Origin of the sequence: Streptomyces sp. NPDC059649, from assembly GCF_042734445.1 — a bacterium.
Classification (GTDB): domain Bacteria; phylum Actinomycetota; class Actinomycetes; order Streptomycetales; family Streptomycetaceae; genus Streptomyces.
In genome coordinates this window covers 300,727-313,237 of sequence record NZ_JBHWDV010000001.1, presented here as the reverse complement: position 1 = coordinate 313,237, position 12,511 = coordinate 300,727, and the positions used below count along the sequence as shown (strand labels likewise).

At 70.2% G+C, this 12,511-nt stretch carries 10 protein-coding genes; 4 read left to right on the top strand and 6 right to left on the bottom strand.

Translation table 11 applies throughout. From position 1 onward, the window contains the following. Window positions 1-9: 9 nt before the first annotated feature. From ACFV1J_RS01425 to ACFV1J_RS01410, 4 genes are all read right to left on the bottom strand, one after another. On the bottom strand, window positions 10-627 hold the full coding sequence (locus tag ACFV1J_RS01425; protein WP_385855144.1) for a hypothetical protein: 618 nt from the start codon (window positions 625-627) through the stop codon (window positions 10-12). 352 nt (window positions 628-979) lie between these two features. Then, window positions 980-2,707, bottom strand: coding sequence for a mycolysin (locus tag ACFV1J_RS01420; RefSeq protein ID WP_385855143.1), 1,728 nt, complete (start codon window positions 2,705-2,707; stop codon window positions 980-982). Between the two features lie 535 nt (window positions 2,708-3,242). Further along, window positions 3,243-4,448, bottom strand: a complete 1,206-nt coding sequence (locus ACFV1J_RS01415; RefSeq protein WP_385855142.1) for an alpha/beta hydrolase family protein — start codon at window positions 4,446-4,448, stop codon at window positions 3,243-3,245. Window positions 4,449-4,695: 247 nt separating this feature from the next. Beyond that, window positions 4,696-6,267 carry an SMI1/KNR4 family protein gene (locus ACFV1J_RS01410; protein WP_385855141.1) on the bottom strand — a complete coding sequence of 524 codons (1,572 nt, stop codon included), beginning with the start codon at window positions 6,265-6,267 and terminating at the stop codon, window positions 4,696-4,698. Between the two features lie 585 nt (window positions 6,268-6,852). Here ACFV1J_RS01410 and ACFV1J_RS01405 point away from each other — a divergent pair. Both ACFV1J_RS01405 and ACFV1J_RS01400 read left to right on the top strand, forming a co-directional pair. Beyond that, complete coding sequence (locus ACFV1J_RS01405) at window positions 6,853-8,223, top strand: alkaline phosphatase (protein ID WP_385855140.1); 1,371 nt, start codon at window positions 6,853-6,855, stop codon at window positions 8,221-8,223. Window positions 8,224-8,423: 200 nt separating this feature from the next. After that, window positions 8,424-9,062: an HAD-IA family hydrolase gene (locus ACFV1J_RS01400; RefSeq protein WP_385855139.1), complete on the top strand. Its 639-nt coding sequence runs from the start codon at window positions 8,424-8,426 to the stop codon at window positions 9,060-9,062. Window positions 9,063-9,195: 133 nt separating this feature from the next. Here ACFV1J_RS01400 and ACFV1J_RS01395 read toward each other — a convergent pair whose 3' ends face one another. Then, the gene (locus tag ACFV1J_RS01395; RefSeq protein ID WP_385855138.1) at window positions 9,196-9,804 is read right to left on the bottom strand and encodes a TetR/AcrR family transcriptional regulator; all 609 of its coding nucleotides are present in this window, start codon (window positions 9,802-9,804) and stop codon (window positions 9,196-9,198) included. A gap of 106 nt (window positions 9,805-9,910) precedes the next feature. On the opposite strand from ACFV1J_RS01395, the gene ACFV1J_RS01390 reads away from it, so the two are divergent. Continuing rightward, the gene (locus ACFV1J_RS01390) at window positions 9,911-10,855 is read left to right on the top strand and encodes a beta-ketoacyl-ACP synthase III (RefSeq protein ID WP_385855422.1); all 945 of its coding nucleotides are present in this window, start codon (window positions 9,911-9,913) and stop codon (window positions 10,853-10,855) included. A 124-nt stretch (window positions 10,856-10,979) separates the two neighbouring features. Then, window positions 10,980-11,702, top strand: coding sequence for a PaaI family thioesterase (locus ACFV1J_RS01385; RefSeq protein WP_385855137.1), 723 nt, complete (start codon window positions 10,980-10,982; stop codon window positions 11,700-11,702). 403 nt (window positions 11,703-12,105) lie between these two features. Here ACFV1J_RS01385 and ACFV1J_RS01380 read toward each other — a convergent pair whose 3' ends face one another. Continuing rightward, complete coding sequence (locus ACFV1J_RS01380; protein WP_385855136.1) at window positions 12,106-12,471, bottom strand: peptidase inhibitor family I36 protein; 366 nt, start codon at window positions 12,469-12,471, stop codon at window positions 12,106-12,108. Window positions 12,472-12,511: the final 40 nt, after the last annotated feature.

Here is a 12,511-nt window from a genome sequence, read left to right as displayed (position 1 = left end):
GCGTCACTTTCAGTGCTTGGCGGGCTTGCGCGGCGGCATCCAGTGGTGAACCGTGTAGTCCCCCTTCTCCAGGGTCTCGAAGGGGGCGGAGCCCAGGCACTTGCCGACGCTGTTCTTGGGCAGGCCGTCCATCGCCCAGCTGTAGCCCAGCCGGTCCTTCTTGCCGTCGTCCAGCACGGTGAAGCCGAACCGCTTGCCCTTGAGGTTGCCGATCTTCGGCATGCCCGGCGCGTCCTGGAAGTGCGACTCGGACACGATGCCGGTGGCGACGGCGACCGGGCCGCCGGTCACCAGGCAGTCGATGCGGCCCTTGAAGTAGCCGCCCCACTGCTTGCCGACGTGGTGGCTCACGTAGAAGGTGCCGCGTGCCTTGTCGGCGAATCCGTGGGCGTCAATGGTGAAGTGGACGTTGTCTCCCGGCTGGCGCTTGAGCTTGGCCGACCCCTTGAGCAGCGGTTCGTCGACGACGTGGCGGGCGGCATGGTGCCCGGTCACGGCGGGGGTTCCGACGGCGGCTTCGACCGCGGTGGCCGCGCCCGAGGTGCCCAGGGTCAGTGCGGTCGCCGCGCCGACGAGGAGGGCCGTGGTGGCGATGAGGAAAGGGCGGCGGGTGCGGGTGCGGAGCATGGCTTCCTCCAACGGAAGTGGCGTGGGCGGACCCTCATCGGGTCCGCCGGCCGGGCGATTCCCGGCCGTTCACCACGGTGCCGCCCGTGCCCGTACCACCACGTCGCACCACAGGCCGGTGCGCCTCCGCCGTTCGGCGGAAGGAGGGACCGTACGCCAGGCCGATGCGGGGGTGGGAGCCCGAAGTGTCCGGGCCTGGCACCGTCCCCCTCCCCCGCACCACGAGGTACTTCAGTGGGAACACGCGCATGGACCGGGCCGACTGTTCGGCCCGGTCCATGGGTCCGTGGGTCCACGGGTCATTCAGCTGTCAGCAGTCAGGGTCAGTACTGGTCGGTACTGGTCGGACTGGTCAGTACTGGATGGTGTGGCGGTAGAGGATGTTCCGGGCCGTCGAGCCGCTGTCCAGGCCGTAGTCGGGCCGGTCGTTGACGAAGTACTCGCGGAAGCTGGACTGCCAGGTCCGGGACATCATGGTGTTGCTCTTCGTCCAACCCCCGTCGACCTGGGACCACAGGTCGACCAGCGCGGTGGCGACACGGGCCTCGCAGGCGTCGCCCGGATCGATGCCGTTCGTGGAGCGGTCATTGGCGAGGTTCATGGAGCTGCCGTTGCCCCAGTAGTACGTGGTGTCGTTGAAGGTGTGGAACGCCACCGCGTTGGCGAAGCCCTCGGTCCAGCCGCAGCTGGTGGAGGAGGTGCGATTGACGTAATGGGGCGAGCAGTTGCTCACGTTCGGCCACCAGCCCTTGTAGAGCTTGCCCATGAGGGCGTGGCCCGCTTCGTGGACGGTGGTGTGCTCGGAGTCCGGGTCGTTGTCCGCAAGGTGGATCTTGTCGTCGTTGGTGGTCCAGTAGGTGCCGTCGGTGGAGCCGGGGTACCACTGGACGGTGATCGGGCTGCAGTGGCCGTCCTGCTGGCTGCTTGCCCAGCAGGTGGTCGTGGAACCGCGGCTCCACCACAGCTTGTTGAGGGTGTCGAGGGCGTGCCAGGCACGGCTCTGTCCGTCGTTGGCGTACACGTTGCCCAGGCTGGTGCTGCGCGAGATGTTGTTCAGCGCGTACGTGGCGGTGGAGTAGCGGCGGCCGTTGCCGTCGACCACCGACCACATGCTGCCGGCCTGGGTCTGGAACTCCACCCATGCCAGGGGGGTGACGGAGGCACTCGGGGTGTAGCAGAGGTTGAACCTGCCGTCGCCGTTGCCGGTCATCCCCGTAGCGAGCTTCTGCGTCGCGCTGTTGGCGGTCGGCTTGCCCCACAGGGTGATGTTGACGTTGCTGACCGGCTCGTCCCGGTTGGCCTTGCCGTTCCAACTGCCGCCCTCGGCGGACTGGAAGCGGTTGCGGAAGGTGCCGCTGACGCAGATCTGGGCGTTGGACGTGGCCGCGGCGGTGGCACGCGGGGAGGCCGGGGCCGAGCCGGCCGAGGCACGGCCGGAAGCAGGAGCGGGGGCCGCCTTGGGAGTGACCGGGCGTGCCTTACGGGCGCCGGCCCCGGGGCGGTGGACCGGGGCCGCGTCGGCCTTGGTGACCGAGACGCCCTTGTCGGAGGAGCCCTTGGATCTGCCGATGGTGAGTTCCACCGAGTCGTGCCCGGCGCGGCGCGGGTCGGGACGGTCGATATCGCTGATGTCCGCCTGGATCTGTGCGGGTCCGGCGGCGACGGCCTTGACCTTGAGCTTGATGGTGCGGGTGCCGGGGGTGAGGGCGAGCGTCTGGCTGGTGCGCTGGCCGAAGGTGTCCGCTGTGGGTGCGGCGAGACCGGACTGCTCATCGGTCATCCGGATCGCGGGCGGCAGTTGGACGGACAGTCCGGCGTGCTTGACCTCGGCCTGCGCCTCGACGTCCACCGTGAGGGTGGCCTGCTCGCCGACGGCAGGCAGGTGGTCAAGAGAAGCAGTGACACCGAGGCAACTGCGCGGCGCCTCGGAGTCCTTCGACGTGGGCCGGATCGTGCAGGCGCTGCCGGCCGGGGTGGTCGTGCCCGCGAACGCGGACGGCACGACGACGATTGCCAGACAGGCTCCTACGCCTGCGAGCGCGGTCAGAGCGGCGGGTCTGGTGACCCGTATTCGGGACATGGGCATGCCTTTCTGCGGCGCGCACGACCCCGGCCGGACACGACCGGGCCCGGGGCACGCGGGCAGAGCTGTGAGGGGGGTAGGGCACTGCACCCCGAGCACTGCAGCGTTCAACCACCGGACAACCGTTGGCCAGAGCAACACCCTGGGTGACAGTGGCCGAACCATATACCGACGGCCTGCGCATGTCATCGCTTAAGGCAGAAGATGTGGATCAGGTGACAACGGAACGCGAAACAGGCGCAGATAGGCGTACATTCACCGGCACCGAAGCCCCGGCGCCGAAGCCCCGGCGCCGAAGCCCAACAGCCACAGCCGACAGCCGCCGAAGCAGCGACACCAACAGTGCGCTGATCCACCGTCCGCTGCCGCCCTGCCGTACGAACGACGAGGCGGGCCGGCTCGCAGCGGCCCCCGGCCCCGACCGCTCATCAGCCGTGGTCCACCAACTCCCTTGGACCGCACGGCTGCCTACGGGCCGGGCCAACGTAACCAGGCCGCGACGCCCACCGGTTGGGCAGCCGCGTCCGTCGCCTCACGGCAGGAAGGTCACCTCCGGGAAGGCCCGGGACGGGCCGTCGAGCAGGTGCCCGCGTCGGTGCCGCAGGTGCCGGTCGAAGAACGCCAACGGATACGCCTGCTGGATGCGCACCGCGCGGGCCGGGTCGAGGGTGCCTATCCGGGCGCGCAGCTCCTCGTCGCTCATTCCCACCACCTTCGCCAACTGCGGGATCAACACCTGGTTGTCGCCGTAGGAGGAGTGGACGGCGCCCTCGGCCTGGACGTTGAGCCGCCACCCGCGCAGGTGCGTCCAGAACTCGGCGACGCTGGGCTCCTGGGCCCGGGTGAACTCGGCGGTCATCATCATGAACGGCCGGTCGAGGTCGCCGGTCATGGTGGGCAGCATCGGGCCGTCGAGACTCAGCCCGGCCCGGACGCGCGGGTCGTCGAGCATGACGCGGGCGGTCGCCGTCCCACCCTTCGACCAGCCGAACATGCCGATGCGCCGCGGGTCGAGCGCGCCGGTCAGGCCCTTGGGCAGCGGCCAGCCGTCGGCGTCGGGATTGCGTCCGGCGGCGAGATCCTCGACGCAGTCGAGGACGAACCGGATGTCTGCGGCGAAGTCCGCGGGCCCCATCGAGTGCTGCGGGTCCTCGTCCGGAGCGAGGACCCGCCCGTCGGGGAACTCGGTGAAAGCGTCGTAGGTGTGATCCACCGTCACCACCACGTAGCCCTGGCTGGCGAGTTCCTGCACCATGACGGTGTGGTCGGCGCGCTGGCTGTGCGCGCCGTGCGAGAACACGACGACCGGCAGCTCTCGGCCGCTGCGCCGCGCCGGAGCACTCTGGTGGCCGGCGGTGAGCGGCGCCCGTACGACGTCGGGGTCGAATCCCGCGGACTGGAGCAGCCTCCGCAGTGTGCCGGCGGACATCCACGGCGCCAGTGGGTACCGCTCGACGTCCCGGGCGGGGTACCAGACGCTCGCCATCAGCTCCCGATGGCGCCCCGGGCCCGCCCAGGGGTCTGGGCGGGCCGCGTCGATGAGGTGCAGCGCCACCGTACCCACCGGGTACGGCCCGGTCGGCGCGGGCAGGGTGAGCTGCACCGGGGTCGGCGTGCCCGAGGCCGCCCGGGCCGGCCCGGCGAGGCCGAGCGGCACGGCCGCGCCGACCGCCAGCGCGGCTCCCAGCAGGCGACGGCGCGTCAAGGTGTCTGGATTGGTGAACGGTGTGGTGGTCATGGCCCCTCCCCGGGTCTCCTGACGCAATCGGGCTCAAGTGCCTGATTGACCGTCAGGTGCATTCGCCCATCGCGCAGGGTGTGGCTGTGCCGAAGTCCCTGCGCGCTTGCACGTAACGCTGTCGCCCCTCCCAGCCGAGCGGCATCAACCCGCGGGTTGCAATCCACCACCGTCCCGTCAACCCACGGGTTTAACTCCACGGGTTGACGGCGGCCACCGGCCTCGGTCAGCCCACGCCTTGATGGGTTCAACCATTGGGTGTCTGGAGGGTGCCGGTGATGCGGAGGGCGTGCTCGGTGGTGAGGCCGAGGCGGGTTGCCCAGGCGAGGGCGTCGTCGAAGGTGGCGTCCGCGTCGGCCAGGCGGGCGGCGGCGAGGGTGGGCGGCGCCGAGCCCTCGTCCAGCAGGGTGGTCCACTGGCGTCCGGTGAGAGCGAGGTAGCGAAGGTCCGTGAGGTCGGCCAGGACGGTCGGTTCCGGGACGTCGGCTCCGGAGAGGTCGAGGCCGCGCAGGTGGGGAACGGTGCGCAAGGGGGTGAGGTCGGCCGGGAGGGTGGCGGTCAGGTCGAGCGAGGTGAGGTGGGGGTGGCCTGCGAGCGCGGTCAGATCGCCGTTGTTGAGGGTGATGCGCAGCGATTCGACGGCCAGTTCACGCACCGGCGTGAGGTCCGCGGTAGTGGAGCGGTTGAGGTGCAGTCGGCGAAGGTTGCGGGCGGCGGTGAGCGGGGCGAGGTCGACGAGGCCGGCGGCGTCGTTGATGTGGAGTGCCTGGAGGCTGGGCGGGACTTCTTCGGGGATCTCGCCGATGATCTGCTGGGGGCCGGCATCACGGGCGGGTTCGAGCAGGTAGAGGTGGTCGTCGTGCTTCTCGTATGCGCCCTGGTCCAGCAGTTCCAGGTAGTGGGCGAGGAGTGAGGTGACCGAGTCCGTGACGTAGGCGGGCCCCTCGTCGTAGTCGCGGCCGGTGCGGATGATCTGGCCGGGGTGGCCATCGCGGGCCGGGGCGGTGTCGACGGCCAGGAAGTTTCCGTCCTCGCCGGTGGCGAAGCGCAACCAACCGGGGTGGCTTCCGCAGCGGCGGACGGTGTCGGTGGGGGCCGCGTCGAAGACGACGGCGTCCCATTCCAGGTCCCAGCCGTACCAGGGCCGTTCGCCCGCCTGCCAGTCGGTGTCCTCGGCGATCAGGCTCTTCAGCGGCAGCCAGGCATTCCCCTGGAACAGGTAGCGGTTCTCATAGCCGATGCCGTCGCCGTCGGCGATCAGGTAGAGCGCACGCAGGTCGGCGGGCAGGCGGCGGCCGAGGCGGCGTTCGGCATCGTCGAGCGCGGCTACGGTGGCGGGCGGGGGCAGTTCGTCGGGGTGTCCCAGGATCGCGGCACGCCGTTCGAGATAGGCGCGGAAGCGGGCCACGGCCAGTTCGGGGTCGCCTGCCGGTGCGGCCGTGCCGGGCTCTTGCCGCAGGCCGGGCTGTGGCAACCGGTAGTCCGGGTCCAGGACCACTTGGAATCCGCTGCCCATGCCGGTCACCCGCGTCACGGCGTCGTGGAAGGCGACGAGCCGGTACTCGCCGGACGGCCAGCACTGGATCTCCAGGCTGACGGGGTCCCAGCCGCGGTCTCCGCCCAGTATCTTCGCCAGTGCCATGAGTTCCGCGTACGGGTTGGGCAGGCCGGTGCTCCAGCGGTCCCCCCGGACGGTGTAGCCCCCGGTCACACCCGATCCGCGCCGGCCTGCCCGACCGTGCAGGACGGCGTGCGTCCAGCCCTTCGGGGCGTTGGCGACGATCGCCTGGACTATCGGCCGTACCGCCTGCTCCACCATGTCGTGCTCCCGTGCTGTCGATGTTGCCGGGCATCATGACAGCAGCCACTGACATCGGGACGGCGGGCGTGCGGGCTGAACGTGCCTGGACGTGCGTGCGTGGGCGTGCCTGGACGTGCGTGCGTGGACGTGCCTGGACGTGCGTGCGTGCGTGGACGTGCCTGGACGCGTCGGACAACGCGTCGGGCTATGTGCCGGGCTGTGTGCCGGGCTGTGTGCCGGGCTGTGTGCCGGTACCGCCAGGCATCGAATCGATCGGACAGCGTGGAGCGGAGTGCCACGGGTGCCGGTGGTCGGACGCCCGGCGAACCGGCAAAGGGCCGACTTGCGAACCGGCAAAGGGCCGAGCGGCGAACCGGCAATGGGCCGAAGTGGCCAACCAGCCAAGCGCGTTCTCAGCCACACCCCGTCTCCGGGGATGGACGCCTCCGCCCGACCCGCCTGGCCCTTGCTTCTGCCTGACGCCATGTGTTGGCAACAACAGCAGCTCCGGAACGTCATCTTCGGTTCACCGTCGACTGGTGATCTGCTCTCGCCCCATTGACACCCGCATCCGCCCGTCGGACGTCTCAAGGAGTCGCCTCCATGCACAGACCCAGTCGCCGTCACCTCGCGATGGCCACCGCCCTTGCCGCCGCCACCGCCACCGCTGCCGCCGTCGCCGTCACCACCACGGCCGGCGCCTCCGACTCCAAGGAGCAGGCCCAAAGCGCCATCCAGGGCGGCAAGGCAAAGAACGTCATCCTGCTGATCGGTGACGGCATGGGCGATTCCGAGATCACCCTCGCCCGCGACTACACCGTCGGTGCGAACGGCCGCCTGAACATGGACAAGTTCCCGCTGACCGGCTCCTACACCACGTACGCCGTGCACGCGGACGGCACCCCGGACTACGTCACCGACTCCGCCGCCAGCGGCAGCGGCTGGGCAACCGGCGTGAAGACGGTCAACGGCCGCATCTCCAAGACCCCCGGCACCGACAAGGCCGTACCCACCCTGCTGGAGCTGGCCCAGAAGAACGGCTACGCCACCGGCAGCGTCACCACCGCCGAACTCACCGACGCCACCCCGGCCGTGCTCGCCGCGCACGCCACCGACCGCTCCTGCCAGGGCCCGGCCGACATGGCCAAGTGCCCGAGCGACACGATCGCCCAGGGCGGTCCGGGCTCGATCGCCGAGCAGTCGGTCAACCACAAGGCCGACGTGCTCTTCGGCGGCGGCAAGCAGCGGTTCGACCAGAAGGTCACCGACGGCCCTTACAAGGGCCTCACCGTCACCGAGCAGGCCAAGAAGCTCGGATACCAGGTCATCACCGACCACGCGGGCCTTAAGAACGTGAAGGCGGGCAAGCCGGTGCTGGGCCTGTTCGCCTCCGGCAACGTCCCCACCGAGTGGACCGGCAAGCCTGCGGCGACCGGCGGCACCGACCCGCAGCGGTGCGTGACCTCCAACCCCAACCGCCCCTCCACCACCCCGAGCCTCGCCGACTCCGCGGCCAAGGCCATTGAGCTGCTGGCGTCCAAGCAGCAGCAGAAGCACTCCAAGCAGGGCTTCTTCCTCCAGATCGAGGGCGCCTCGATCGACAAGCAGGACCACGCGGCCGACCCGTGCGGCCAGATCGGCGAGACCGCCGCGTTCGACCGCGCGGTCAAGGTGGCCCGCGCCTACGCGGCCGAGCACCCCGACACCCTCGTGGTGACCACCGCCGACCACGGCCACACCAGCCAGATCGTGCCGCTGGAGGCCGCCCCGCCCGGCATGTCCTCCACCCTGGTCACCAACGAGGGCCAGCAGCTGAAGGTCAACTACTCGACCAACACCCCGGGCCAGTCCCAGGAGCACACCGGCACGCAGGTCCGCATCGCCGGCCAGGGCCCGCAGGCGTACCGCGTCCTCGGCATCACCAACCAGACCGACCTGTTCACCACCATCCGCGAGGCACTGCGCCTGCGCTGACCGCAGTCATCTGGATAAGGGGGGAGGCCGGCAGCCGGTCTCCCCCCGTCGGGTTTCCCCAGCGAGCACTATGCCGTCCTCGTGGGACTTCGAAGATCGCTTGACCTTGCCCCAGGGGGAGAGACGAGGGTGGCGCTGTCGATCGGACCAGCGGGCGTCTGCGTTCGCTGGTCAAGCCAGGACGAAGAGGGGGAGTTCGCGTGACGGCGACCTGCGTCATTCTCGACATCGGCGGCGTACTGGAGATCACGCCGGAAACGGGATGGGTGCAACGGTGGGAAGAGCGGCTGGAGTTGCCACTCGGCACTGTCCATGAGCGGATGCGCGACGTGTGGCAGGCCGGGAGGGTCGGGAGCATCAGCGAGCGCGAGGTGCACGAGCAGGTGGCGGCCCGATTGGGTCTCGACGCGCCCCAGGCTGAGGCCTTCATGGCTGATCTTTGGGCAGCGTATCTGGGGACGCCGAACGGCGAGCTCATCGACTACGTGCGAGGGCTGCGCGGAAGCTGCCGGCTGGGCATCCTCAGCAACAGTTTCGTTGGTGCCCGGGAGCGTGAGACGGCCCGGTATCACTTCGACGAACTGGTGGAGCAGATCGTCTACTCGCACGAGATCGGCATCGAGAAGCCTGATCCGCGTGCCTTCGACGCCGCTTGCGCCAGCTTGGAGGTGCGACCGGAGAGCTGTCTCTTCATCGATGATGTCGCAGCCAACGTGGCGGCCGCCCAGGCTGCGGGCATGCAGGCGCATCTGTTCCAGGACAACGCCCGGACGATCACGCGCATCGCAGCTCATCTGGATGTCGGGCCCTTCGTTCCGGGCCGCGTGCCGCTCGGATGACGCGTGCCTGGCCGGCGGCTGCGGGACAGGCCCTGAGCCGTCGGCCGCATCGTTTGACTGAGCCATGCGCCACAGCCTTACCCGGATCTACGGCGGGCTTGTCCAGAGCCCTACGGCCGACTTGCCCGGATCTTTACGGCTGCGCGAGGAGCCGGTTGACGGCGCGGCGGGTGCGGGCGGTGGCCAGGGGATCGGCGAAGAGCTGGATTTCCTGGTTCAGGGCCATGTAGAGGCCCACCAGCTCGTACACGACCTGATCCGGGTCGGTGTCCATCGGCAGATCGCCTGCCGCGACGGCGGTGCGCACTTCGGCGGTGAGGCGGTGACGCCAGGCCCGCAGGAGGCGGACCACGGCGTCGCGGACGAGGCCGCCGCGGGCGTCGAACTCGGTGGAGGCGACGGTGAAGAAACAACCGCCGGGAAAGATGTCGCGCCCGGTCTCCAGGTAGGCGATCCAGGTTTCGCAGGCGGCCCGTAGGCGGGGCAGGCCCGGCTTCTCGTGCGCAACAGGCGCCCAGACCAATCGCGAAAAAGCCGCCGCGGCCCCTTGCAGGGTCGCAAGCTGAAGCGCCTCCTTGGTGCCGAAGTGCCCGAGCACCCCGGCCTTGCTCATCTTGAGGTCGGTGGCGAGACGCCCGATGGTGAGCCCTTCCAGACCCTCGACCGAGGCGAGCGCGATGCCGCGCTCCACGATGCGCTCCCGGGTTCTGCGGGCTTCGGCGCGGGAGTTGCGAGGGCTCATGGCGTCATCGTACCGAACCGCCAACCTTTAGCATCCGACCGATCGGTTGCTATATTCCGGAGCCGGGTCACCGAGCCAGCCGAGGAGATCACCTGTGCGTTCCACCGTGCCGGGAAGCCGCATCACTGCCATGGGCCACCACCAGCCGACGCGAGTCCTGACCAACGAGGACCTGTCCGCAATGGTCGACACCAACGACGAGTGGATCCGGCGACGTACCGGCATCGCCACCCGCCGCATCGCCGACGACGACGAATCGGTCACCGACATGGCCGCGGCGGCCGCCGGCAAGGCACTGGCCGCGTCCGGGCTGGAGCCCTCCGACATCGGACTGATCACGGTGGCAACGTGCACGGCGATCGACCGCTGTCCCTCCATCGCCGCCCAGGTCGCGGCACGCCTGGGCCTGCCTTCCCCGGTGGCCTTCGACCTCAACAACGGTTGTGCGGGCTTCTGCACCGCGCTCGCCTGCGCCGACCACACGATCCGCGCGGGCGCCGCCCAACATGCCCTGGTCATCGGTGCCGAGAAGATGTCCGACGTCACCGACTGGACCGACCGCCGCACCTGTGTCCTGCTCGGTGACGGGGCGGGCGCCGCCGTGCTCAGCGCCGCCGACGCCGCCGGAATCGGCCCGGTCGTCTGGGGCTCCGACCCCACCCGGGGCGAGGCTGTCCGCCTGGTCGACGACTGGCACCCCCACTTCGCCCAGGAAGGCCAGACGGTCTTCCGCTGGGCCACCGGCGAACTCCCCGCCATCGCCCGGGAAGCCTGTGTACGTGCCGGCCTGACCCTGGCCGACCTGGCAGGTGTCGTCACCCACCAGGCCAATCTGCGCATCATCGACGCCGTCGTACGCCAACTCGACCTCCCCGAGAGCGTGGTGATCGCCCATGATGTCGTCGAGTCCGGCAACACCTCGGCCGCGTCCGTCCCGCTCGCCCTGTCCAAGCTCACCGCACGCGGCGAGCTCTCCCCCGGCGCCCCCGTCCTGCTGCTGGCCTTCGGCGGCGGTCTGTCCTGGGCCGGGCAGATCGTCACGTGTCCCTGAGGCCAGGCAACGCGGTGACGGCACACGCGCCAGGCAACGCGAGGACGGCGCACGCATGCAGAATCCCCGATCCATTGCCGGGCGGAGCAGCCGAACGGCCCGGAGATACGGTGAGATGGGGATCATGATGAGGACTGACGCAATCGTGGTGCCGGGACTGTACGTCGGCTATCCCGGGGTGGCCTTCGGCGGCTACGTCGCCGGTGTACTGGCGGAGCGATCCGGGGCCAAGACCGTACGGGTGGACTTCCTTGGGCCGGTGCCGACGGACGTGCCCGTGCGGATCGCCGAAACCGCGGGAGGAGGCGTGGAGCTGGGCGAGAGCGAGCGGCCCCGTGCCGCTGCGCACCCCGCCGAACTGCTGCTCGACACGCCGGCCGCGCCCTCCTGGGACGAGGCGGTGGCCGCGACCGAGAGGTTCCGGGCGACGCCGCCGTCGGGTGTCGTCGACTGCTTCGGCTGCGGTCTGCGCACCGCTGACCGCGGCCTGCGCCTGCACTGCACGCAGGTGCCGGACCGCGACCTTGTGGCCACTGCCTGGACCCCCTCCCCCGCTTTCGCCGACCCGGACGGCCTCCTCCCGACCCGACTGGTCTGGGGTGCCCTGGACTGCCCGGGAAACTGGGCGGGCCGCCTTCTGGGCACCCAGCGTCCGGGCGCCGTCACCGCGGCCCTCACGGGCACCGTTCTGCGGCCGGTCGTGGCAGGTGAGCGGTACATGGCGTACGCATGGCTGCGGTCGGAGTCCGGCCGCAAGCACATGGTGGGTGTGGCACTCACCACGGCGGAGGGCGAACTGTGCGCGGTCTCCGAGGCGTTGTGGATCGATCCCAGGCCGGCGCCCTGAGCCGATCGCCGGCCACCGTCCGTGGTCCAGTACCGCTGTGGGAAGCGGAACGACCGGTCGGCCGGCCGCCGGGGCGCCCGGTCGGTCGTCAGGCGCGGCAGCGCAGCATCTCGAACGGGGGGTTGGCGCGGAAGTCCGCCCAGAAGTCCGCACCGAACGTACGCACACCGGCGTCGGACACCTCCAGCGGTAGCCAGGTCAGCTCGCTGGATCCGGCCGCCCCCAGACACTTCGACCATGGCCAGGAAGCCGGGCACCGCCGGGTGCTGCTCCAGCGGCAGGGGCTTGAAGCCCTCGTACGCCTCACCTATCTCGTCGTACGGGTTCGAGCGGATGAGGAGCAGTCGGCCCTCGGCCGGGTGCCTTCCCCGGCAGAGGGCCCCGCCCAGTCAGCGGCGCGCTGTCAGCGGAAGCGGAGGGAGCCGTGGGGCAGGCCACGATCACCCGCGTTTGACACGTACTTTCCCGACGCCACGGAAAGGGCGGCGCCGTGGTAGTTCTTGCCGGTGTAGAGGACGACCGTGCGCCTGCCCTGATTCACGACGGCGCCCACGTGGTCCCATCCGCGGGCTGCCAGATTCGGCACGGCGCGGGTGAAGACCTCGCGCCTGCCTTGGAAATTGGCGTGCCTGTAGACCATGACCTTCGCGCCGCTCGCCTTGGGGACGCGGGCGTTCGCCTGGACGCCGTCGGCGGCGGCCGGCAGCGCGGCGCCGAGCGAGAGTGCGGCGACAGCGGTGCCGGTAGCGGCCAGGTAACCGATGCGCATGGTGTGCCCTTTCGGTGTGGGTACGTGCAGCGGGATGGCG